The organism is Microcoleus sp. N3A4 (assembly GCF_036701805.1).
Classification (GTDB): Bacteria; Cyanobacteriota; Cyanobacteriia; order Cyanobacteriales; family Microcoleaceae; genus Microcoleus.
In genome coordinates, this window is sequence record NZ_JAUBRJ010000006.1 from 1 (window position 1) to 23208 (window position 23208).

The window sequence follows — 23208 nt, forward strand, 5'->3', positions numbered from 1 at the left end:
TCGATTTTAGATTTTAGATTTTAGATTTTAGATTGACTTGCGCGAGATAAATGCTCTTTCTTGAGGATTTTCGATTTGAGATTTTGGATTGATTCCACGGATAAATCACGTGGCGGGTACCACCTTTGAAATTCTTGGTCAAGTTCGATCGACCTTCTAATACAATTAAGACAGCGAACGTTGAGGATCAAATCAAGTGTTACAATCGAAATAGCGATCGTGATTCCCGATTCCCACCATGACATTCATCAACCCCAAAACCGATTACGCCTTCAAAAAAATCTTCGGTTCCTCAGAAAGCAAAGACATTCTCATCAGTTTCCTCAACGCCATAATTTACGAAGGCAATCCGACTATTGAAGACTTGGAAATTATCGATCCCAACCTCCCGCCCCGAGTTGAAGGCTTAAAAGACTCTTCTTTAGATGTCAAAGCCAAACTTGCCGACGGAACTCTAGTCATCATTGAAATGCAGGTATTAAACGTCGAGTCTTTCGGACAAAGAATCTTGTACAACGCAGCGAAAACCTACGCATTTCAATTGCAGAAAGGAGAAGGATATCGAATGCTCAAACCAGTAATTGCCTTGACGATTACTGATTTCGAGATGTTTAAAAATAGCGGCAAATTAATTTCGAGGTTTGTCTACAAAGAAGAAAACTCTAACTTACAATATCCCGATAATGACATCAAGTTGGTATTTGTAGAATTGCCGAAATTCACCAAATCAGTAGACCAACTAGAAACTCTGGCAGATAAATGGCTCTATTTCATGAAATACGCAATAACGATAACGGAAGTACCGCCAGTAATGGATAGCGTCCCCGAAATTCATCAAGCTTTTGGCATCGCCGATCGAGCGAATTTAAGCCCGGATGAACTGGCAAATATCGAACGGCAAGAAATGTTTATTTACGACCAACAAGGCACGATAATTAAAGCTGTTAAAGACGCCGTTCAAGAAGCTCGACAAGAAGGCAGACAAGAAGAAAAGCTGGCGATCGCGCGGCAATTGCTCGATCGCCTAGATGACGCAACAATCGCTCAAATAACCGGACTTAGCGTTGAGTACGTGCAGAATTTGCGATCGGAATGAGATTTATTTCAAAAAGATCACCGATGATAAAATCGAAACAACGGTCGTTATTCCCGATTCCCACCATGACATTCATCAACCCCAAAACCGATTACGCCTTCAAAAGAATATTTGGCTCCTCAGAAAGCAAAGACATTCTCATCAGTTTTCTCAACGCCATGATTTACGATGGCAATCCTACCATTGAAGACTTAGAAATTATCGACCCTAACTTACCGCCCAAAGTCGAAGGCTTGAAAGATACTTATTTAGATGTCAAAGCCAAACTCGCCGATGGTACGTTAGTCATTATTGAAATGCAGGTATTAAACGTAGAGTCTTTCGGGCAGAGAGTTTTGTACAATGCCGCCAAAACTTACGCCTTTCAATTGCAAAAAGGAGAAGGCTACCGAATGCTCAGACCAGTGATAGCATTAACACTGACTGATTTCGAGATGTTTGAAAATAGCCAGCAACTAATTTCGAGATTCGTCTACAAAGAAGCAAGCACAAATCTCATCTATACCGATAATAACATTGAGTTAGTATTTGTAGAACTTCCGAAATTCACCAAGGAAGTACACCAGCTAGAAACCCTTGCAGATAAATGGATTTATTTTATGAAATATGCGAGGACGATAACGGATGTCCCGGCAGTAATGGATAGCGTTCCAGAGATTCATCAAGCCTTTGGCATCGCCAATCAAGTGAACTTAACCCCCGATGAATTGGCGGATATCGAACGGCGAGAAATGTTTATTTACGACCAACAAGGAGCTATAATTAAAGCCGTTCAAGAAGCTCGACAAGAAGAAAAGCTGGCGATCGCGCGGCAATTGCTCGATCGCCTGGATGATGCAACTATCAGTCAAACAACCGGACTCAGTATTGAGTACGTGCAGAATTTGCGATCGCCATGAGATTTCTTTGCCAACAATAATCACAACTGCAAAGCCCCAGACACCTTGGCATTTTTAACACTTGAAATCCGAATCAAAGACCCTGATTTTACAGCAATCTTAGGTTTCCACTCATAAACCCCATCGCTAGTCGCGCGGTTGGCTATGCTTTCAACCGACTTATTCTCTTGATACAGCTCAATCTTGACCTCATCCTGAATATTGTCTCTCCACAAAATCAAATAAGGTTTATTTGCTTCCACCTCCACTTTTCCTGCAGGTTGAGCCACCAATATTTTTGGTGAAGCTGTCTGAGATTTTCTATTCCTAAATCCTAAATAGTGCGGCAGTTCGCGAGTGGCAATATTATTAGATTTAGGCAACATAATCTCCCCGACTTTAGGATTGAATAGATAAGTTGAGAGTCCGCCGTCGATCGTCACTATATCTCCTTTGACTCCGAATTCTCGCATTAACTTAGCTGCTGCGTCTAATGTCGCTTCATTAACTGTGATAATTGCCAGCAATTCATTACCCTTGCGACCATCTTTGTCCAGCGTACCGATGACGTGATACCTATTTGCGGGATTTTTAGATATGAGTTTAGCTGGATGGTGCTTGTATTCGTAAGTGACAACTGCATTTTGTACTTCTTTTTGATTCAAGGGCGTTCCGGTTTGCGGTTCGTAATTTGTGATATATGCTTCTCGATCGTTCCAGACCAAAGCTTTCAATCGAACATTTTTATACTGCCCATCTTTTGGTTTCTTGACGGGGCCGTAGATGCCGTTACCGCCAGTAATAACTTGACCGTTGAATTTGACAGGAAAAGATAGCTGCGTGCTGCGTTGGTACTGTTCAAAAAAAGAACAGTTAATGATGGAAAAAACACCATTGCCGTAAAGCTTTTTGTATTCACCTGTAACTTCAGAGAATAACTTGCTCTTAAAAAAAGGACTGTAATATTTGTTTTCTCCCTGATAATACAATCCTTTATTGAAAGCCATCCGATCGACCTCTCCAATTAGCTGGTCTATTTGCATTTTTTGCACGTTAATAACTTGCAAATAAGCCTGATTTCCGTTGGGTAGTTCTTTTTTGTACAACTCTGCACCATCTCTGGTATCCACAGGTTGAAAATAACTGACTGGGCTGGAAAGTTGTTCGATCGCAAAATGTGCAACTGCTGCCACAATAGCAACAGCAAAAATCATCAAAAAAAACGGCAATATTTTTTTGAGCAGGTTCATAAATATTAATTTGTTTCCAGACCGCAAACCAAACTATCCCAAAAATAGCTTATACGCCGGATTTTGACTCTCATCCCCATACTGATAGCCCAGCGTATCCAAAAAAGCCTGCCATTCCTGCATCTCATCGGGCGGTACTTGAATTCCCACCACAATTCGCCCGTAATCTGCGCCGTTATTTCGATAGTGAAAAACGCTGATATTCCAGTTAGGACTCATCGAACCGACAAACTTCATCAACGCACCCGGACGTTCGGGAAATTCAAAGCGATAAAATAATTCATGATCGGCTAGCATAGAACGGCCGCCCACCATGTGCCGCAAGTGCAATTTCGTTAATTCATCATCAGTTAAATCCAAAGTTTTGAAGCCACAATCTTCAAATTTTGCCGCTATTTTAACCGCATCAGCGCGGTTTTGAATTTGCACGCCGATAAAAATATGTGCTGCTTTTTTATCGGCAATTCGATAGCTAAATTCAGTTAAATTGCGCTTACCCAAACATTCGCAAAACTTGCGGAGACTTCCCGGCTGTTCGGGAATTGTGACTGCAAAAATCGCTTCGCGGCGTTCGCCAAACTCCGCTCTTTCTGCTACAAAACGCAGGCGGTCAAAATTCATGTTTGCACCGCAAGCAACGGCAATTAACGTTTCTCCTGCGATTTGTTCCCGTTCGACGTAAGCTTTCGCACCTGCGATCGCCAAAGCGCCAGCAGGTTCTAAGATCGATCGCGTATCCTCAAAAACATCCTTAATCGCCGCACAAACATCATCCGTAGCCACCAAAATAATCTCATCCACATACTCCTGACACAACCGAAAAGTTTCCTTCCCCACTTCCCGCACAGCAACGCCGTCAGCAAATAAGCCCACCTGCGACAAACGCACCCGTTTACCCGCTTTCAGCGATTGATTCATTGCATCGGAATCGACAGGTTCGACGCCAATAATCTTAATTTCCGGCCGCAACCGTTTGACATAAGCACCAATTCCCGAAATCAATCCACCGCCGCCAATTGCCACAAAAATTGCATGAATTGGTTTTTGATGTTGCCGCAGAATTTCCATGCCGATCGTACCCTGTCCCGCAATCACGTAGGGGTCATCAAAAGGGTGAATAAAAGTCATACCTTTTTCCGCCTCTAATTGGCGCGCAAAGGCGTAGGCATCGTCGTAGGTATCCCCATGCAAGACTACCTCTCCACCACGGGCTATCACCGCATTTACCTTCACCTGCGGCGTTGTTACGGGCATGACGATAATCGCGCGAGTTCCCAGGTGGCGGGCAGCGAGGGCGACTCCTTGGGCGTGGTTGCCGGCGGAAGCTGCGATGACACCTTGTGCTAGCAAATCCGGCGACAGTTGCGCCATTTTGTTGTACGCACCCCGCAGTTTGAAGGAAAACACCGACTGCATATCCTCTCGCTTCAGCAAAAGTTTATTGTTGAGCCGTGCTGATAGATTGGGGGCGACTTCTAGGGCTGTTTCTTGAGCAACATCGTAGACGCGGGCGGTGAGGATTTGTACCAGGTAATCGCAAATCATAAATTGACAGTTGATAGTTAATAGTTGATAGTTGATAGTTGTAGGGTGCGTCGCCACCAACCATCCCAAATACAAATCGACCATCTAGTAGCGACGCACCTTACGGTTGAGGGTTGAGGGTTGAGGGTTAATCAACCCGTCCTAGAACTGTTTGCAATTGTCAGCGGAAAAGATAATTGTACTGTATTTTGGCGATCGCACTTCGAGAATAATTTTATTTTGAAACTATACTTCAAGCGCTATACTATTAAGTACCGTGCAGTAGGTAAGAACTTATGCTAGACAAAACTGCTTTACTCGATCGAATTACTCAAACTCCGGGTAAATGTGGAGGCCGTCCCTGTATCCGAGGCATGAGAATTCGAGTTAGCGATATTCTAGAAACTCTAGCAGATAATGTTCCTGCTAGTGAAATTATGGCAGATTTTCCCGATTTAGAACCTGAAGATATTCAAGCTTGCTTGCTGTTTGCTGCACTCCGAATTGACTTTCCGAGGATTGCTGTATGATTTTCTGGCTAAATGCTCAACTTCCTCCTAGTCTCGCAGAGTGGTTGAGTATTACATTTGGTGTGAATGCAGTAACTCTACAGGATATTGGGTTGTCAGACGCTCAGGATATTGAGATATTTAATGCAGCTCGCGCTAACGGTTATGGCACTGTTGTTATCACGAAAGATCGAGATTTTATCGATTTAGTAATTCGTTTAGGAAGCCCGCCACAAATTCTGTGGTTAACCTGTGGAAATATTACCAATAGAGACTTGCAACGCATTTTTACCCGCGCTTTTCCTGAAGCTTTGGAGTTGCTGCAAAATGGTGAAAATATTGTTGAAATCGGTAGAGCTTAACAATATTCAGTCAACTCGATCCGAGCTAGTTACATAAATAGTCAATCCAATTCTGGCATCCCGATCGAACTTTAACCCTACTTCTGCCTCCGAGGTTATTTCCACACGATCCTGGGAAAGATTGTTAAGCCGAATGCTCTCAATTTTAGCAGAGTAGCAGTACGACAATTGATCGTTAACTAAAACTAGAAAAACACATTCTCCTACAGTTAATGTAACTTCCTTAACTTTCGCTACACCTGCTTGTGGCTTTTTGAACCACTCAGTAATTTTTCCAATCTCCATTACCAGCCCTCGATCGCTCTGGAGTAAAATTATATTGTAGGTGACTAAATCAGCGAGGGAGTTACATAAAGCCTCAACAAAATCAGCTAAGTCCAACAGTTCTTGAGTCCCCAAAATCTCATCTGTAGAGCCGTGTGCTGCTTTATTTCGATAGTCAACGAGTTGTTTGAGTTCTCCTTCTGCCGTGTTTTGACTGCCGCGAACTTCCTCTACAAAATATTTAATTTCTTTGTGGTTAATTACCCATTTCCACGCCTCATCAATCCCAGCATTTTTCAAAACAGTTTCTAGCACTTCCTTCCGTAAATTTTGCTCGTGCAATAGGAAAGCATCAGGAAGTAGTTCGTATTTTCCAGTGTCAGTAATTCCACAGGATAATCCTTGCACTACTTTCTCAACTGAAAGGTGTTGAAACCTATTCTTTTTGATGTCAATCAATAAACGCCCTATACCCTCTCGATGGGTATTTTGGATTTTTTCTCCCAAATCTGAATAACGTGGAACCAAATCGGGCATCCGTCGCAGCCAATCCGAAATTAAATCCTCAACGAAGCGCTCGTAAATAGCATACAATCGGGTTACAACAGCAGAGCGATCGTAAATTTCCCACTCCTTTTCGCTAGGAATTACCTCTATTAATGCGGCAAATTCAGGATTTTCTGCCAACTTCTGTTTATTTAAACTGTCTCGAGATACGATTTTCCTAAGTCGATGGTTAGTCTTGATTATCGCACGAACAGTTGAAATTTTGACACTAGCTTTCTCGATCAGCTCCTCAAACATCGCAAGTTACTCTCCGATAACTTGCGAAAGCATTTCGTCAAATATTCCGAGCCGCTCCTGAATCTCTGCTTTACTTGTTCCACCTCCTGTCAAAAGACGAGCTTCTGGTTTGTTAAAGAGGTTTTTTGTTTCTTCAATAACTCGATTTCGCAAGTTTTTAGAAAAAAATTTCTCGGCATCAGGTAATTGCTTGCTAAAACCAAGCATAGTCACATCATAATAAGAGCGATTGGATTGTTCAGACCAAGTTTGAGATTGAGGATCGAATGGTTTAAATAAATGCTTTCCGTAAACTTTATGTGCTAATTTAATAGTTTTTGTGAAAATATCTTCCAGAAAATTTCTATCGTAATTGGTAAATTTTAAACTTTTCATCATATACAAATCTAAAAACTCTGGCATTTCCATTTGATAATGTTCTATATTCCTTAAGGCAAAAAAACGCAAAACTAATTCAGCATCCTCCATTTTTTCATAAATACTGTTCTTCTCTAAGTCTCGGCTGTTATCGTCTGTCGGAATTCCCCAAGCTTCAGCAAATATGGGATGGCGCGCTAATTTTAGCAACAGTTCATTGAACTTTCCACCATACAAAATGTTTCTCATTTCCTGTTGACTGAAGTTTAATCTTTCAGTATTTAGACGTTCAAAGGTTTTCCGTTTGAGGAACTTGTCTGCTTCAGGATTGGAGGTTAATTCGGCAAGAATTGCTATTGAGGAAATCGAGCGTCGATCGATATTAGCTCTAATTTTTTGAGGAAGTCTGTTGTAGGTATGTCCATTTAATTCAGGCAAAATTTCCAGCTCTGTCAGTTTGAGTTTGTTTTCATAAAACTCTTGAATAGCCGAGATTCGCTGCTGACCATCCAAGACTTCATAAGGCTTGAAATCTTGTTTGTACAGAATTATTGAAGGTACGGGAATATTGAGAATAAATGACTCTATCAATCGGGATTTCATCGTCGCAGTCCAACGACCCCTTCTTTGGTAGAACGATCGCATTTCTATATAATTAGAAAGTTTTAATGATTCAACAAACCGGGGAAGTTTTTCACGGTTGATTTCGGTAACGATTGGTGTTTCTTTGAAGTCGTAGCGCTGGTATGTGTCGCGATCGAACCTGCGATGATCTGGTGTGTTTGGTGGCAAACTCTTCCACATTTTTTTTTCAAAGGGTGCGAGCTGCATTTCCGTAGTCTCCCTAAGTACAACTTGTTAATAATTATAGCATTTTCAGGATTAGCCACTCGACTCAAATCTAGCAAAAAGTGCGATCGCCAACTATCTCCACAGAAGATCGATCGCCCTTAACCGATAGCAAAATGAGATTTTATGGCAAAATTAGCCGAAACTGAAATATGAAAGCTGCAAGTTAAACTTTATTTATTAACTATCGCCGATGAACTTGCTGCTAAGTTGCTGGAACTGATACCGACGCTGGCAAAACTGTTTTGACGAGTGTTCTGGCTGCTTATTAGCAAAACGAATTTTATCAAAAAATGGGTTTTGCGATCGTGGGAGTGATGCCCGACGCCAACGGAATTGGCAAGCCAGATATTTTCATGGCAAAGCGGTTGTAAAGTTTAATGCAGGTACTAAATTTGCTCGCCGGTACCAGGCCAACAATTCAACACTTAGCAAAATTAGTTGTTGAAAGTTTCCCAGAAAATCGGTCTAGTCTGGACGTGCGAACCCCGTTCGAGGGTCACTAATAAACAAGCCTAAAACCAAAGATTCCATCACCGTATCCCAGACAGGAGTCAAACGTTCAGCATCATCAACCCAGTAATCAAAAGTAATCAAACACTGAACATTAGAACCCAGTCCGATACAAATTCGCGAATAAGCTTCCCGCTGCTCAGGAGGGTCGATAAACTTAAATTCAGTCCAAACAATGCGGGCAGTTTGCCGCTTCAATTGGATAATTTCCCCAGGATCGATCGGATTTCGCGTATCATCTTCAACCACCTTCTGTAATAGCGGCACCAGCGGAAAATCTGCCCAGTTACCAGGTGGTAGCAAATTAAACGAAACCTCCAAACAACAATCATCATCCGGCGGCTTTTTATCCGTAAATCGGAACGACTTTGTATCCGGTTCAAAATGCCAATCTTCGGGGACATCAAAGCGGACTGCACCTCTTCCTGCTACAAAAATTCGAGTTCCAGGCTTTGACTTCCAATTGTGGTCTTCTTTGAGCTCTAGAGTTTCCTTGAGCCATTCTTGCTTTTTGCGCTTAGACATAAACAGAACACCAAATTACTGCTAATGTGTAGTTTTAGACTTGGCAAACACATTTTAACCTTATTTTGCTCGCCGTTTGCTCAAATATAACAATCCTTACAAAAATTATGAATTCCTCTCTTCTCTATTCCTCTGTGTTCTCTGCGCCTCTGCGTTAAAAAAGAATTCCTTTCACAATTGGCTAACTTTTATTTTTAACTCTTGGGAATTACATATCTAATCCCACCCTTATTCCCCGCCGCATCACCCCTGTAGCGGGGGATAACATGAATAGCCGCGTGACTGCGACTTTGACCAGCCTCTTTATTAATATTGATTCCCACATTAAAACCGTCTGCCTGAAACTCTTTGCTTAACATTTCTTGCACCTTATTAGCCATAAACCAGCAAGCCGATTGCTCTCGAAACGGCAGTTCAAAATAATTGGCAACGTGACGCTTGGGGATGATCAAAACATGACCTTTGCTGGCGGGATAACCGTCAAACATCGCATAAGCTGTTGCTGATTCAGTTAGCAAAGTTAGGTTTTTGTAAGGATTGCAGAAGATGCAGTTATTAGTTGAATTTCTTTGATGGTTGTAATGCACGTATTCGTATATTTCGCAAGACTCATCTAGGTGATTTGACTTAAAGGGAAGTTTGACAATGCACTGATATGTAGGTTTTTTGTGCACGTAATGTTCTCGAAAGCCTTCTTTTTTGATATCCCTTCTCACCGCAAAATATGCCTTCCCTCCCGGTTTCAACAAGTGCGACACTTCCATCAGGACATTAGCTTGTTCTTCGGGAAACAAAACATTTAAAACATAAAAGCAAATGATTGTGTCGAATTTATCTTCGGGGAATTCCGGGAAATAATAAGGGTCGTAACCCGCAATATTCAAGCCTTTTTGCTGCAACAATCTCACATCGCTGCCGAAGCCGCACCCAAAATCTAAGACTTTGCCTTGCAGCAAGTTTTTATCCAATAAAAATCTTGCCGGAAATGACAGGTGAATTCTTTCGATGGCCGTCAGGTAGCTGAATTTATTTTGTTGCTTTTTCATGGCGGCATAAATTTGATTTAAATAAATATTCTTCCGTCCGCGCACCATCCGGACGAGAGTTTGTGTAGTACCGATTTCAAGATCCGAATGTTATCTAAAAATTTTATCACTATTGCAGTTTGGCGATCGCACCTTTTTCCACCAACACCTTACCAGTCACCAAATCCCGCACCGTCGCCAACAAAACCCGCCTCTCATCCACCTCAAAACTCACCGAAACCCTGTCAATTCCCAATACCCCTGGCGGATTCAAATGCGCCACGCAAACCTCCTGGTGGTGGCTTTCCAGAGAGCGAAAATCCGTCTGTTTGTTGAGCCAACTGCTCGTCATTTGCCCTTTTTCGTTAAAAATAACCTCCGCTTGCGATACCTCCGCAACTTCCCCAATATCTAACCGAATTTCCCTTTGTCCTTCAATTGCCACTTGCAGCGTCAACTCTTCGGAACTTTCACAGGGATACTTCATTTCCTTGCTAAATATCGGCGAATAAGCATAAGCTTTAGCGTAAGGTTCCCAGAGACGAATTGCATAGCTGTGGCGCAAATAATCGTCAACACTCGCTAATTGTGTCAAGGCTAAAGCACCGTGCGCCACGGCTTCAAAAGGCTTGTCTCTTTGGACTTTTTGCCGCCCAAAATACGAAACCACTACATTAGATACAGCCGGAATTAGAGAAGTTCCTCCTACCAGCAAAACCTGTTCGATATCTGCTTTGCCGATACCTTTTCCCAGTGCAATGCTCAGCACTTCATCTAAAGCTCGTCGCAACTGTTCCAACAACTGCCGAGATTCCAGAATTTCCTCAAGCTTCTCTCGGTTTAGATGCAAGTCGTAAGACATAAAATTGTCATCGTCAAACCAACTTTCTTTTGCTTCGTTAACTTGAGAAAGTTGAATTTTTAATTTTTCCGCTATTTCTAATAAATTTTGCCAGCCAACTGCGCCGACTTCTGCCCGCGACGAACCAATTTGCCGCAAATAATCTTCGACAATCCAGATCTCAATATCTTCGCCGCCGACATAAGCATCCGATTTTGCCAACACTTCGGCACGTACCCCCCCCAGCCCCCCCTTGCTAAGGGGGGGAGCAAGATTTCTCTCTCCCTTGCTAACGGGGGAAGCGAGATTTCTCTCCCCCTTGGTAAGGGGGGGAGCGAGATTTCTCCCCCCCTTACCAAGGGGGGGTAAGGGGGGGGTTAGAGCAGTACGAACTAAACTTAAATCTAAAGTTCCGCCGCCAAAATCAACTACTAAAACTAAAGAACCGGGGCGTTTGACTGCATATCCCAGGGCTGCTGCTGTGGATTCATCTATTAGCTGAACTTCCGCAACTCCCAACTTTTCTGCTAAATCGCGAAACCAATCCAGATATCGCTCGAATGCTCCGACTGGTACAGTAAAAATTACATTGTCTGGCTGTATATTTTGTAAATATAATTGTTTCCAAATAGTTGCGATAAACTGTTCTGCTACTGATTCGGGCGTATAGGTTTCGCCGTCGAGATTGCGGGCTGGGGGCTGAAAATCGGCTGCTAAATCGCGCTTGAAAGCTTTGAAAAAGCGCTCTGGCTGTGACTGTCCCAAACGCTGCGATCGCACTTTTTCTCCCAATATTAACTCCCCCGTACTTTTCACAAATACCAAAGTCGGTACTACAGGTATTTCTCGGACATTTTCACTCGATTTATGCGTTTTGAAAATGCGGGATATCTCGCCCAATCTCAAAGTTTCTGGTGTTTGCGTATCCGGGTTGAGAATGCAGACAACCGTGTTGCTGGTGCCGAAGTCAATGGCAACTGTAGTCATGGTGATTTTAGATTTTAGATTTTAGATTTTAGATTTTATTTTTCATGCGGCCCAGGGTGGGGCAGCTAACGTTACTTTATAGGACTTACGAATCTACTCTATTTGTAGGGTCGCATTGCGCCCCTTACTTAATTTTTTATGCCACCTGGCAGGGTGCGGCTAACTTTAGCAGGAGCAAGAACTCGCTCTTTTTCCCGATACCCGACAAACCGAATATAAACTAATTCTCCTTCTGTTATATCCTCAACATCTGGCTGGTGCAACTGCGGATTGTAAGTCACTTGTTCCCAAGTTGAACCGATTGTTTCAAAATCCCAGCTTGATAACAGATTTTCTAACGGAGTAAAAAGAGCAGAAAGATTTTTGGCTGGCATATCCGGCTTGGCTTCTGCCATTTTGCGGGCGGCGGGATAGTTGGTTAACAAAGTTTGCAACTGTTCAAAGGTAGCGCGGCGAAAATCGGCAGTTAGTTGAGCTTTTTGCTGCTGCAGTTCTTCTCGCAGCCGGAAACACTGCTGCCTCAATTCTTCTATTTCGCTGGGATTAGTTGTGATTGTAGCCGATATTGGCAGCGCGATCAAAGTGCGATCGAACTCTTGGAAATTTAAATTCAGCACTGTTGCCAGCCGCCTCAGTTGGTCTAGCTTGAGGTTTCCCACGTCTCCCTGTCGCACTAAACGCACCGCGTAGCGACTTAAGCCTGCTTTTTCGCCTAAATCTTGCCAATCGAGAATGTCTAGCTGATTCATGCGTTCCCGCAGAATTGTATCGTACTTAAACTCGATCGCATCTCCCGCCTCAGATGCAGCATAAAGGTAGACTAAAATGAGAAAAATGCCCCCGATAGCTAGCGCGAAGCTGAAGGCAGGCACTGTTGTTACATCAAGTGTTGCACCGAGGATATCAAACATCTTTAACTCTTCTAAACTTGTTTTAAAGTCTGCGTTTGTTCAACGACCAAATTTTCTTCGCCTTGGTAGTATTCTGGCAGCAAGTCTTGAGATTCTACTTTTCCGAGAGCTTTTTCAATTCCGGCGGTGGTTTCGGTGCAACTCGAACCAGTGGCGTTGAGGACGGTTTCGGTAATTTTGCCGTCTTTGCCGATGCGGTATTCTATTTGGCGGTACTCTGCCATAATTCTGCCTCTTGGTTTAATGATTGAGTGTTGACTGCTGAGTGTTGAGTTATATTATAGATTCTATTTACCAATTATTCTAATGAATTTTTGTAGCGACAATGCAACCGGGGTTTCGCCGGAAATTATGGCAGCGATTGCAGCGGCTAATTGCGGTGCTGTGATGTCTTACGGAGATGATGAATATACTGAGCGTTTGCAAGTTAAATTTTCGGAATTGTTCGAGACATCGGTGACTGTTTTTCCTGTAGCAACCGGTTCTGCTGCTAATGCCCTTGCCCTTGCGGTTGTCACTCCTCCTTACGGGGCTGTTTACTGTCACGCGGAATCTCATATTAATCTAGATGAATGCGGCGCGCCGGAGTTTTTTACAGGCGGTGCCAAGTTAGTGACATTAACAGGAAATCATGGTAAAATAGAGGCAGAGACTTTAGGAAAAATGCTCGATCGCGCTGGTGCAGGTGTCGTCCACCACGTACAGCCCGCCGCCGTCAGCATCACTCAAGCAACGGAAGCCGGAACCGTCTACAATCCAGCGGAAATTTCCCACATTTCGGAAGTGGTTCGCAGCCACAATTTGCACCTGCACATGGATGGAGCTCGCTTTGCCAATGCTGTCGCCAGTCTTGGCTGTTCTCCGGCTGATGTTACTTGGCGCGCCGGTGTCGATATTCTCTCGTTTGGAGCGACCAAAAATGGTGCGATGGCTGCGGAAGCTGTAGTTTTTTTCAATCGAGAATTAGCAAATACTTTCCCTTTTTACCGCAAGCGCAGCGGGCATCTTTTCTCGAAAATGCGGTTTTTGTCGGCGCAGTTGGAAGCGTATATAACGGATGATTTGTGGCTGAAGAATGCGGCTCATGCAAATAATATGGCAGCCAAATTAGCCCAAGGTTTGGCGGGAGTTGAGGGAGCAAAGTTTTGCCATCGGGTAGAAGCAAACGAGATTTTTATTCAACTTCCAGACTCGGTAATTACAGCGGTTTTAGCTGAGGGTTTTCAGTTTTATCGGTGGGATGAATGTACTGTTAGACTGGTAACGGCTTTTAATACTTTGGAAGCGGATGTTATTGCTTTGGTGGAAGCGGTTAAACGCCATCAATGATTAAAATGTAGGGGCGGGTTTTACAAATAATACCTGCCAGCTATGAACAATCTAAGAAACCCGCCCCCACCTAACAAATAATCCACATCAACCTTGATTTATATTAAATGCAAAAAATAGGCGCGGGGATTTCTCGTTGGGTGGGGGCGGGTTTGAGAGATTGTTGGTTATTTACAATTATTGTTTGTGAACCCGCCCCTACATTTTAAATGCGAAAAATAGGCGGGGGATTTCTCGTTGGATTGGGGCGGTTTTGAGAGATTGTTGGTTATTTACAATTATTGTTTGTGAAACCCGCGCCTACATTTTAAGAGGTTCAGGAATAGGTTCTGCAACTGCGGCTAGTTCTGGTTCAACTGCTTCGAGGTGTGCTTCTAAAAGCGCCAGATTTCTCATGTTTGATTTATAAAAAGCATCGAAGATATCTCCGACTAAAGGTACCGATCCCACAACGGCTTCTAGACCGATATTGTAAATCATTTTGCCTAGAGTCTTTTGGGGAATGTTGAATCGAGTTGCTAAATAAATTAGGTAGGCGGAAAATGCGGTATCTACGATATCCCCAGCACCCGGAACTAAACCGATAATGGGGTCTAAACCGATGCGAAATTTAGTGCCGGGGATGCCAATGGCGGTATCCATCAGGCGGCTGAGTTTGCGGATGCGGTTGAGGGTGGCGAGACGCTCTATGTTGTTCATATTATTATTGTTGAATTAATTTCAAAATTTGCAATCAGTCGGAAGACGGAAAAAAACCATCTAGAAACCGCTCATTGTCGATCTTCGCTAATATGCTGAATTCCCCATTCGTGCATTGCATTAATAATCGGTTTGAGACTTTCGCCCAAAGGCGTTAGCGAATATTCAACTTTTGGCGGCACTTGCAGGTAAATTTCCCGGTGCACAATCCCGTCTGATTCCATTTCCCGCAGTTGCTGCGTCAGCATCTTCTGAGTAATGCCGTTGACAGCTCGTTGCAGCTCGTTAAAGCGCTTCACTCCTGGAAACAACTCCCGCAGAATCAAGACTTTCCAGCGCCCGCCAATCACATCTAGAGTGCGTTCTACAGGGCAATTTGCTCGATCGACCTTTACTTCTTGGACTTGCATAGTATCTTTTTGGTAACTACCGCACTTTCAAGTGCGTACTACCCATAATAGCTTGACTCGGTTTAAAATAAAAACATCAAAGAAACACCCGATAAATTTCACTGAGGATTCAGAAAATGATTACCGTCAGAAAAAGTGAAGCAAGAGGACACGCAAATCACGGTTGGCTGGACAGTTACCACACATTTTCTTTTGCCGGCTATTACGATCGAAATTATATGAATTTTCGCTCTTTGCGGGTAATTAATGAGGATTTTGTTAGCCCCGGCAAAGGTTTCGGCACTCACGGGCACAGCGACATGGAAATCATTACTTATGTATTAGAAGGAGCATTAGAACACAAGGATAGTTTGGGTACCGGTGCAGTGATTAAACCGGGTGAAGTGCAGCGGATGAGTGCAGGTACGGGTATCCAGCACAGCGAGTTCAATCACTCGCAAACAGACCCGGTTCATTTGCTGCAAATCTGGCTGTTACCCGATACACAGGGCTTGCCTCCGAGTTACGAACAGCGGGATTTTCCAGTGGAAGAAAGGCGCGGAAAACTGCGGTTAGTGGCGGCGCGAGATGCGAGAGATGGTGCTGTGAAAGTGCATCAAGATGTGGATTTGTATGCGGCTGTTTTGGATAAAGATTCGCGGGTTTCTCATGCTTTGCAGCCAAATCGCCACGCTTGGATACAAGTGGCTCGCGGCTCGGTTTTGCTCAACGGTTTGCCTTTGGAAAATGGCGACGCTGCGGCGGTTAGCGGCGAAACTGAATTGGCGATTGAAGCTACGGCAGATGCTGAATTTTTGCTGTTTGATTTGGCATAATATTGAATGCGAAATCCCCGACTTCTTGGAGAAGTCGGGGATTTAATTCGCTGGTATCTGACAGCTCAAAAGGATTTCAAGAATTAACAGAAATATTCTTTTTAGGTCGTCCGCCTTTCTTGCCATTTTTCCGTGCTGCTGCCGATTTAGAGCTTGAAATTGCCTTTCCTCCCTTCCTACCTAATTCAGCCATCCAAGATTTTGTGCCAAAAATACCTGCGATAAGTTCGGGAATGCCAAAATCAACATCTAAGCTTTCCCAGTGCACGCTGCTACCGGAAGGGGGTAGCCAAACATCAGCCAACTGTTCTGGTGAAGCATCTTCTAAGCCTTGTGCAAGCCTCGGAGGAAAAGAAAAAATAGCAGCGTTTTTCAGTTTGATAACTATTAAATCTTCCGAGTGATTATAGTGCACGGATTCAGCACGCGGTTCAGTAGCCTCAGCGGTTTTCCATGCTTGCTTGGCTTGGGCTATTTGCTCTCGGAGATTTTCCTCAGTTAATTCTTTTTCCCAGTTTCTAAATACCATGTATTCCTCTTTTGTCACTTGCGACATTAAATATTCTCAAACTTTTGTCCCGTATGGATTCTGTCTTTGCGGTAACGAAAGACAGAATCCCTCATAAATTTAAGGCGGAACTACTGATTTTATAGTAGCTTGACATTGGTCAAAAAAAATTATTGTTTCCAGAGTCATTGATGTATTTCTTGCCATTTGCTTAATAACATTTCTTGATTATTGGCTACTAATATAAGAGCGATCACTAAATCTTTATCCTTTATTCTATCGTGTGCGGAAACTAAGCTAGGAGCTTGTGTTTCAGTGCCAATATTAATTTTGATTTCCATGTGGTTATTATCATTTTTTCTACCTTTGAAGATGTGCACGTGAGCTGGAATATGGTCGTTAGTATAAATATATATAAATAGATTGTTCTGGCGGTCTTCAAGAACTTTGGGCATGAGACGCTGTTCTCCAACGTGAGGGTTTGCAGGACTTATGCACAGCCTGCCTGTAGTAGGGGCAATCGCCCCCGTTGTTGCCCCTATTTTTTGGATTGTGGCATAAGCCCTAATTGCAGAATAACCCAAGCGTTGGGTTTTGTAAACTGACGCATTCTATTAATACTTGTGCGTAGGGTGCGTCAGGACGCAGTTAACAAAATTTTAGAAAATCATTAACCCTGACGCACCTTTAGCTGTGCGGTGCGTCAGCATTTAAACTCTCAATTATTTACAAAAAACTCTAACTGACGCACCCTACTAATACTTCTGCGTAGGGTGCGTCAGCGCGAAGCTAACAATCTGGTAAAAAATCATCAATCCTGACGCACCTTTTGCTGTTGCCTGCGATTGTGTTAAGCGGACTGTGAAGAACATGATATTTAATCATGAGTTACTACTTAGGAAATAAGTAAATAGGAGGAAGACAGTAAATTTTATTTATGGTATTTTTGCTAAGGTTAAGTGTTTAGGATAAATTTTTATGCAACAAAACCCGATCGCCAGAAAGCATCTTATTGGCAGCCTGATCACTGGTTTAGCAGTTGGCGCGATCGCGGGCGCACCCATCGGCTGGATGGCTAATGGGTATTATTCCGAGCAGCGTTTGGCTCAAATTCTGATTTGCCGAGAAAAAAATAGAGATCAGCCAGTTGCGATTGTTGAGGCTAGGTGCGGTTCCCGATTCTAAATTTTTCTGCTAGCCAGAGGGCTGTGTCACATATTGTGAGGCTTGTGCGAATGTCGAAAGTTCTATCGCACAGGCCATGAGTGCATTTTCAACCATCAATATGCCACAAACCGGAAAAGTTATCCGTCAGTTGATATGTGGGTATGTTAAATTTACACAATAATGAATTACAGCAGAACAATTCCGGCTATTTTGAGTGCTACGATCGCCCTGAGTTCGATCGCCCTCATCCCACTGACATCACCTCAAATTGCCCTCGCATTAACCGCCGACAAAGTTAAAACCGTTGCCAAAGAAATTACGGTTCGCATCCAGGGGCCAAAAGGCGGTTCAGGAGTAATTTTAGAGAAACAAGGCAGCACATACTATATTCTCACAAATTGGCACGTTGTCGATAAAGCCGGCGATTACGAGGTTGTAACTCCCGACGGCAAAGCTCACTCTGTATCCTACAGCCTCGTGCGGCGAGTGCCGGGGATGGATTTAGCCGTCGTACCCTTCAGCAGCACTCAAAGCTACCCCTTGGCTCAATTAGCCAACTCCGCAGTAGCTAAGGGAAACAAGGCTTATGTTGCCGGCTGGCCGATATCCGGCGGTTCCCTGAGACAGCCGATTTTCATCGCCACGGAAGGCCAGCTTACCGGCCGCCAAACTCCTTGGAACGGCTATACTTTGGTCTACAACAACTTAGTGAGAGCGGGCATGAGCGGCGGGCCGGTACTCGACGATGCGGGGCGAGTTGTCGCAATTAACGGCATTGTCAGGTTAGAGGATAACTCCGATAAAATCGTGGCGGCGGGGATAGAAATCAATACTTTCATGAAATGGCGATCGACTGTTTCGCTGCCGGTAGTTCCCCAATCTCCTACTGCCGGAAACCCGAAAACTCCAGCGAATAATGCGCCCCGCACGCCCGCAAGCGCGATCGCCTTTGCTGCTACAAATACCCTCAAAGGGCCTTCCGAAGTTGTCAGTTCCCTTGCCCTAGCTTCCGCTTATTTTACTACAGGAAATAGCAACGGCACAATCTCAGTTTGGAATTTCCCCAGCGGGCAATTAAAAACTACCCTGCAAGGACACACGGAAGCAGTAAATGCAGTAGCAATCAGCGCTGACGGGAAGGTTTTAGCTAGCGGCAGCGACGACCAAACGGTAAAAATTTGGAATTTAGAAACTGGCGCGGTTGTACGCACTTTGAGCGGGCATTCCGGTGCAGTTTCGAGCGTTGCCGTCAGTCCCGACGGTCAATTTGTAGCCAGCGGTAGTTGGGACAAAACGATTAAGATTTGGAACCCGAAAACGGGGGAGTTGCTGCGGACTTTGACCGGGCATTCTGGGTTGGTGAATGCTGTTGCAATCAGTCCCGATAGCAAAACTTTAGCTAGCGGCAGCAAAGACGGTTCAATTAGGTTGTGGAATTTAGCTAGCGGTCAAGCAATTCGCACGATTAGCGGCAAAAACTTGTCTGTTTTGTCGCTAGCTTTTACTCCCGACGGCAAGAGTTTAGCTGCGGGAAACAGCAACGGCACAATCGGTTTGTGGAATGCGGTCAACGGGCAGTTAATTCGGCGTTTGAGCGGGCATACCGATGGAGTTTGGTCTGTGGCATTTAGTCGGGATGGCACTACGTTAGTTAGTGGCAGTTGGGATAAGAGTATCAGGCTTTGGGATGTGCGATCGGGCGATTTGAGAGGAACTTTGAGCGGGCATTCTGGCTATGTTAGCGCTGTGGCGATTAGTGCAGATGGGAAGACTATTGTTAGTGCGGGTTGGTTGGGGGAAATTAAGATTTGGAAAAGGAGTTGAGATTTTTTTGATTTAACCGCAGAGGGCGCAGAGGGCGCAGAGGAAGAGTAGAGAGAACAGGGTTTGCATTTGATTGAGTGGTGTTATGCGATCGAGATATTTGGGATAAAAAAATGAGTGGACTAAAGACTAAATTGCCAACTGATATCTGGGTAGCAGCAACCTGGGAAGAATTCATCGCGATGGCAGATGACCCAGCTTACAGTAAAGCCAAATGCTACTACCGCAACGGACAAATGAGGATTGAAACTATGTCAGTAGGGCCAGATCGTGCACGGGATAATGCGATCGCACTCTTGGCAATTAATCTATTTTGTACTATCAAAGGTATTTCTGTTAACGGATTAAATAAATGTAGCTACCGGAAAACAGAAGTCCGAGAGTGTCAGCCAGACCTATCTTACTACATTGGAGAAAGAGCGCAATTAGCACCGAGGGGAACTTCGATCGCAAGTCTTGACGTTACCCCACCGCCAGATTTAGTGATAGAAGTTGCTGACTCAACTTTGGCTGATGATATTGGTGAAAAACGGTTGCTTTACGAAGAGCTAAAAGTCGCTGAATATTGGGTAGTAGACGTGCAAAAATCCGAAATTATTGCCTTTGCTATTATTGCTGATAATGGCAGTCGGCGGATTGTGCGATCGGAAGTTTTGCCGGGATTAACTATTGCTTTGTTGGAAGAGGCTTTGCGGCGGAGTCGCACTGAAGATCAAGCACAGGTTGGGGCTTGGTTGTTGTCTCAATTTCAGCAGTAATAATAATCGATATAAATAATATCAAATCCGGTAGCATCGGAATTAATATTACCCGAAATCAGGACACGGCAGTGCCGTTTCCCTACCCCGATTCATTGTAGGGAAACGGCACTGCCGTGTCCTCTATATCATTCCGGTGTTACTGGAATTGATATAACTTTAAAAAACAGAATACGCAGCAGATACCAGATTTCGCAAAAGTTGTCGGGTATCTAAAAAAATTAACTCTCCTTTCCTACACGACTAAATCTTCGATCGAGAATTTCAATAAGTCGCACAGGGCTTTCATCTGTGCTGGGTAAAGCTTGGGGACGTGTCTGTCGGTTTCCCAGTTGATGACTGTCGATTCCACCACATTACACGCTCTTGCCACTTGTATTCGAGTCAAACCTAGACTTTCACGTCTTTCTCTTAGCTTTTGCCCCAGCGTCATTATCTGTCCCGTACTTAGTTCAGTTGATTCTATTTATTCAGTTGACTATATGTAGTTCATGTCTTACTCTATAGACAGACACAAAGTCTAACAAAGGTCAAAAGCCAGTCCGCGCCCTAGACAAGCATTGAACTGGCTTTGGCTCCAAAACTCAATGGAGACAAATTTAATTATGCCCTACAAACAGCGCCTTAACAGGTGGTTGGTTGTTCGCCTGCTTCCGAATATGCAGCGAATCACTGTTGCCCATTTTTTCAAACATTCCGATGCTGACGGCTATCTGCGGATTATCCGTCAGTTAATCCCCAAGGCTGAATTTGTGATTGTGTTTAATGCCGATATCAATCTCGAAACAGCCCCTAGTAGTAGCGAAGGCAGCTAAGCTGTTCATCTAGATTGTATTTTTGGGCGGGATGCCCACCCCACAAGAAAATGCACTTTTTGTGGGGTGTCCTGCCTGTTCTTGAGAATGGTGCAAGATGTGAGAATTATCAAACTCGTAAAAACAGACGCTATCCCATCCTCCCGCACCCTACTACTAGCGTCCCGCTTCAAAGTCCGATCGACACTTATGATAAATTTGGTTCTTGCCAGACTACACTAGAAGACAAAATCAAATTAGCATTTGCGCCATAAATTCGATCGACCCGCTGTGCTGGCGGGACTCTGCACTTCGCGGAGTCAATCTAAAATCTAAAATCTAAAACTTAAAATCGCGTGACTTCTGACAAATGATTGAAGTAGAACACTTAAGCAAAACTTACGGTTCGACCGCAGCGATCGCGGACGTGTCTTTTTCGGTCGAATCAGGAGAAATTCTCGGGTTTTTGGGGCCCAACGGTGCCGGCAAAACCACAACCATGCGGATTTTGTCGGGATATTTGCCCGCATCCAGCGGTACGGCCCGCATCGCCGGCCTCGACGTTCACGAAAACTCGATGGGAGTCAGACAGCGGATCGGTTATCTACCGGAAAACCCGCCGCTGTATCCAGAAATGACTGTGGAAGGGTTTCTGTTTTTTGTGGCCAGGATCAAGCAAGTACCTGCGGGCGATCGCGCGCGACGAGTTACCTCCGCGATCGAACGCTGCGGCCTGGTTGATAAACGCAAAGTTTTAATCCGCAAGCTTTCTAAAGGATTTCGTCAGCGCGTCGGTATCGCCCAGGCGATCGTCCACGACCCGCCCGTCATTATCTTAGACGAACCAACCGTCGGCCTCGACCCCCGACAAATCATCGAAGTCCGCAATTTAATCAAAAGTCTTGGCGGCCAGCACACAATTATCCTTTCCACGCACATTCTCCCGGAAGTCAGCATGACTTGCAACCGCGTTACCATCATCAATCGCGGTAAAATCGTCGCTGCTGGTACTCCTGAAAATTTGATGGGAGAGTTGGCCGCCGGAGAGGGTTACGAGCTCGAAGTTGAAGGCGAGGCTGATTCAGTAAACAGTCTGCTGTTGCCTTCTTTGGAAAATGTGCCGGGAGTTCGATCGGTCGAATTGATTCCAAGCCAGCAATTTTTAGCGAGTCGCTACCGCCTGCGGGCCTTGTGCGAACCGGAAAGAGAACCGGGACGAGAAATTGCTACAGCTATTATCGCCTCTGGATTTGGACTCTGCGAAATGCGCCGCAATCGCGCTACTCTGGAAGATGTGTTTTTAAGGCTGACAGCGGCTGAAAAGAAACCGGAAGAAAATCTGGTTCACAGCGAACCGGAGGTCGATCGAAATCTGCAAGAAGCGGCAGAAATTCAAAATTCGATCGCGGATACTAATCAATCGGAATCGCAACCGATTGTTGCGGATATTCCACAATCGGAATCGCAACAGATTGTTGCGGAAAATCAGCCAGTTTCAGATCGGCAAGAGTCGATCGAGCCTTCTGAGTTAGAATCCGCACCAGTTGTAGAATTATCAGAGTCGATCGAGCCTTCTGAGTTAGAATCCGCACCAGTTGTAGAATTATCAGAGTCGATCGAGCCTTCTGAGTTAGAATCCGCACCAGTTGTAGAATTATCAGAGTCGATCGTCGAGCATCGTGAACCAGAACCGATTGTCGAAAATACAGAAGTTTCAGAAACCGTAGAGTCGATCGAGCCTCATCAACCAGAACCGATTCTCGAAAATACAGAAGTTTCAGAAACCGTAGAGTCGATCGTCGAGCATCGTGAACCAGAACCGATTGTCGAAAATCTAGAAGTTTCAGAAACAGTAGAGTCGATCGAGCATCGTGAACCAGAATCCCAACCAGTTGCAGAAACACCAGAGGAAATCAGCGATTTAGAACCAGAAATGCAACCAGTTGCAGAGTTTCTGGAACTTGTAGAAAAACAAGAGTCGATCGAACCTTGTCAACCAGAACCGGTTGTCGAAAATCTGCTGATTGTTGAAACACCAGATTTGAGACAACCTTCTCAACCAGAACCGATTGTCGAAAATCTACTCATTGTTGAAACACCAGATTTGAGACAACCTTCTCAACCAGAACCGATTGTCGAAAATCTGCTGATTGTTGAAACACCAGATTTGAGACAACCTTCTCAACCAGAACCGATTGTCGAAAATCTA

At 44.3% G+C, this 23208-nt stretch carries 24 protein-coding genes and 2 pseudogenes; 12 read left to right on the plus strand and 14 right to left on the minus strand.

Annotated elements, in window-relative coordinates:
- The first annotated feature begins 238 nt into the window (after positions 1 to 238).
- Both QUA56_RS05035 and QUA56_RS05040 read left to right on the plus strand, forming a co-directional pair.
- Positions 239 to 1096: an Rpn family recombination-promoting nuclease/putative transposase gene (locus tag QUA56_RS05035; RefSeq protein WP_333354078.1), complete on the plus strand. Its 858-nt coding sequence runs from the start codon at positions 239 to 241 to the stop codon at positions 1094 to 1096.
- Positions 1097 to 1161: 65 nt separating this feature from the next.
- On the plus strand, positions 1162 to 1995 hold the full coding sequence (locus QUA56_RS05040) for an Rpn family recombination-promoting nuclease/putative transposase (RefSeq protein ID WP_333354080.1): 834 nt from the start codon (positions 1162 to 1164) through the stop codon (positions 1993 to 1995).
- Between the two features lie 20 nt (positions 1996 to 2015).
- Here QUA56_RS05040 and QUA56_RS05045 read toward each other — a convergent pair whose 3' ends face one another.
- Positions 2016 to 3224, minus strand: a complete 1209-nt coding sequence (locus QUA56_RS05045) for a hypothetical protein (RefSeq protein WP_333354083.1) — start codon at positions 3222 to 3224, stop codon at positions 2016 to 2018.
- Between the two features lie 33 nt (positions 3225 to 3257).
- Positions 3258 to 4769 carry a threonine ammonia-lyase, biosynthetic gene (ilvA, locus tag QUA56_RS05050; RefSeq protein WP_333354492.1) on the minus strand — a complete coding sequence of 504 codons (1512 nt, stop codon included), beginning with the start codon at positions 4767 to 4769 and terminating at the stop codon, positions 3258 to 3260.
- A gap of 275 nt (positions 4770 to 5044) precedes the next feature.
- Between ilvA and QUA56_RS05055 the strand changes: the two genes are divergently transcribed.
- Complete coding sequence (locus QUA56_RS05055; RefSeq protein WP_333354086.1) at positions 5045 to 5278, plus strand: DUF433 domain-containing protein; 234 nt, start codon at positions 5045 to 5047, stop codon at positions 5276 to 5278.
- Entirely contained in the window at positions 5275 to 5619 is a 345-nt protein-coding gene (locus QUA56_RS05060) for a DUF5615 family PIN-like protein (protein WP_333354089.1), read from the plus strand. Before QUA56_RS05055 ends, QUA56_RS05060 begins: the two co-directional genes overlap by 4 nt.
- Before the next feature lie 6 nt (positions 5620 to 5625).
- Here QUA56_RS05060 and QUA56_RS05065 read toward each other — a convergent pair whose 3' ends face one another.
- A complete protein-coding gene (locus QUA56_RS05065; protein ID WP_333354092.1) occupies positions 5626 to 6687 on the minus strand; it encodes an MAE_28990/MAE_18760 family HEPN-like nuclease in 1062 nt (353 codons plus the stop codon).
- 6 nt (positions 6688 to 6693) lie between these two features.
- Positions 6694 to 7875 (minus strand): DUF262 domain-containing protein, encoded by a 1182-nt coding sequence (locus QUA56_RS05070; RefSeq protein ID WP_333354095.1) that lies wholly within the window; start codon positions 7873 to 7875, stop codon positions 6694 to 6696.
- A gap of 296 nt (positions 7876 to 8171) precedes the next feature.
- On the opposite strand from QUA56_RS05070, the pseudogene QUA56_RS05075 reads away from it, so the two are divergent.
- Positions 8172 to 8267, plus strand: a pseudogene (locus QUA56_RS05075) (GNAT family N-acetyltransferase); the annotation flags it as partial.
- Positions 8268 to 8361: 94 nt separating this feature from the next.
- Here the strand turns inward: QUA56_RS05075 and QUA56_RS05080 are convergent.
- The 5 genes from QUA56_RS05080 to QUA56_RS05100 all read right to left on the minus strand — a co-directional run bounded on the left by QUA56_RS05080 (position 8362) and on the right by QUA56_RS05100 (position 12919).
- Positions 8362 to 8931 carry a hypothetical protein gene (locus QUA56_RS05080; RefSeq protein WP_333354098.1) on the minus strand — a complete coding sequence of 190 codons (570 nt, stop codon included), beginning with the start codon at positions 8929 to 8931 and terminating at the stop codon, positions 8362 to 8364.
- A gap of 194 nt (positions 8932 to 9125) precedes the next feature.
- Positions 9126 to 9977 (minus strand): bifunctional class I SAM-dependent methyltransferase/HIT family protein, encoded by an 852-nt coding sequence (locus QUA56_RS05085; protein WP_333354101.1) that lies wholly within the window; start codon positions 9975 to 9977, stop codon positions 9126 to 9128.
- A gap of 109 nt (positions 9978 to 10086) precedes the next feature.
- Positions 10087 to 11784, minus strand: a complete 1698-nt coding sequence (locus QUA56_RS05090) for an Hsp70 family protein (RefSeq protein WP_333354105.1) — start codon at positions 11782 to 11784, stop codon at positions 10087 to 10089.
- Between the two features lie 128 nt (positions 11785 to 11912).
- Positions 11913 to 12695: an XRE family transcriptional regulator gene (locus QUA56_RS05095; RefSeq protein ID WP_333354108.1), complete on the minus strand. Its 783-nt coding sequence runs from the start codon at positions 12693 to 12695 to the stop codon at positions 11913 to 11915.
- 11 nt (positions 12696 to 12706) lie between these two features.
- Positions 12707 to 12919 carry a DUF2997 domain-containing protein gene (locus QUA56_RS05100; RefSeq protein WP_006633566.1) on the minus strand — a complete coding sequence of 71 codons (213 nt, stop codon included), beginning with the start codon at positions 12917 to 12919 and terminating at the stop codon, positions 12707 to 12709.
- Positions 12920 to 13001: 82 nt separating this feature from the next.
- Between QUA56_RS05100 and QUA56_RS05105 the strand changes: the two genes are divergently transcribed.
- On the plus strand, positions 13002 to 14024 hold the full coding sequence (locus QUA56_RS05105; RefSeq protein WP_333354111.1) for a beta-eliminating lyase-related protein: 1023 nt from the start codon (positions 13002 to 13004) through the stop codon (positions 14022 to 14024).
- Between the two features lie 300 nt (positions 14025 to 14324).
- On the opposite strand, the gene QUA56_RS05110 is transcribed toward QUA56_RS05105, so the two are convergent.
- Positions 14325 to 14723, minus strand: a complete 399-nt coding sequence (locus QUA56_RS05110) for a DUF4112 domain-containing protein (protein ID WP_333243876.1) — start codon at positions 14721 to 14723, stop codon at positions 14325 to 14327.
- Positions 14724 to 14794: 71 nt separating this feature from the next.
- Entirely contained in the window at positions 14795 to 15133 is a 339-nt protein-coding gene (locus tag QUA56_RS05115) for a helix-turn-helix domain-containing protein (RefSeq protein WP_333354114.1), read from the minus strand.
- Positions 15134 to 15249: 116 nt separating this feature from the next.
- Between QUA56_RS05115 and QUA56_RS05120 the strand changes: the two genes are divergently transcribed.
- Positions 15250 to 15948: a pirin family protein gene (locus QUA56_RS05120; RefSeq protein WP_333354116.1), complete on the plus strand. Its 699-nt coding sequence runs from the start codon at positions 15250 to 15252 to the stop codon at positions 15946 to 15948.
- A 76-nt stretch (positions 15949 to 16024) separates the two neighbouring features.
- Here the strand turns inward: QUA56_RS05120 and QUA56_RS05125 are convergent, their stop codons facing one another.
- The gene (locus tag QUA56_RS05125; protein WP_333354119.1) at positions 16025 to 16504 is read right to left on the minus strand and encodes a DUF2442 domain-containing protein; all 480 of its coding nucleotides are present in this window, start codon (positions 16502 to 16504) and stop codon (positions 16025 to 16027) included.
- A gap of 137 nt (positions 16505 to 16641) precedes the next feature.
- Entirely contained in the window at positions 16642 to 17040 is a 399-nt protein-coding gene (locus QUA56_RS05130; protein ID WP_333354122.1) for a DUF4160 domain-containing protein, read from the minus strand.
- Between the two features lie 394 nt (positions 17041 to 17434).
- Between QUA56_RS05130 and QUA56_RS05135 the strand changes: the two genes are divergently transcribed.
- From QUA56_RS05135 to QUA56_RS05145, 3 genes are all read left to right on the plus strand, one after another.
- The gene (locus tag QUA56_RS05135; RefSeq protein ID WP_333147644.1) at positions 17435 to 17641 is read left to right on the plus strand and encodes a hypothetical protein; all 207 of its coding nucleotides are present in this window, start codon (positions 17435 to 17437) and stop codon (positions 17639 to 17641) included.
- Positions 17642 to 17803: 162 nt separating this feature from the next.
- A complete protein-coding gene (locus QUA56_RS05140) occupies positions 17804 to 19447 on the plus strand; it encodes a WD40 domain-containing protein (protein ID WP_333354125.1) in 1644 nt (547 codons plus the stop codon).
- A 113-nt stretch (positions 19448 to 19560) separates the two neighbouring features.
- Positions 19561 to 20205 (plus strand): Uma2 family endonuclease, encoded by a 645-nt coding sequence (locus QUA56_RS05145; protein ID WP_333354127.1) that lies wholly within the window; start codon positions 19561 to 19563, stop codon positions 20203 to 20205.
- Between the two features lie 235 nt (positions 20206 to 20440).
- On the opposite strand, the gene QUA56_RS05150 is transcribed toward QUA56_RS05145, so the two are convergent.
- Positions 20441 to 20638 carry a helix-turn-helix transcriptional regulator gene (locus QUA56_RS05150; RefSeq protein ID WP_332970604.1) on the minus strand — a complete coding sequence of 66 codons (198 nt, stop codon included), beginning with the start codon at positions 20636 to 20638 and terminating at the stop codon, positions 20441 to 20443.
- Positions 20639 to 20810: 172 nt separating this feature from the next.
- On the opposite strand from QUA56_RS05150, the gene QUA56_RS05155 reads away from it, so the two are divergent.
- Together QUA56_RS05155 and QUA56_RS05160 are read left to right on the plus strand one after the other, a co-directional pair.
- Positions 20811 to 21020 carry a hypothetical protein gene (locus QUA56_RS05155; RefSeq protein ID WP_333354130.1) on the plus strand — a complete coding sequence of 70 codons (210 nt, stop codon included), beginning with the start codon at positions 20811 to 20813 and terminating at the stop codon, positions 21018 to 21020.
- Between the two features lie 349 nt (positions 21021 to 21369).
- Positions 21370 to 22380: pseudogene (locus QUA56_RS05160) on the plus strand (ABC transporter ATP-binding protein); the annotation flags it as partial.
- Positions 22381 to 23208: the final 828 nt, after the last annotated feature.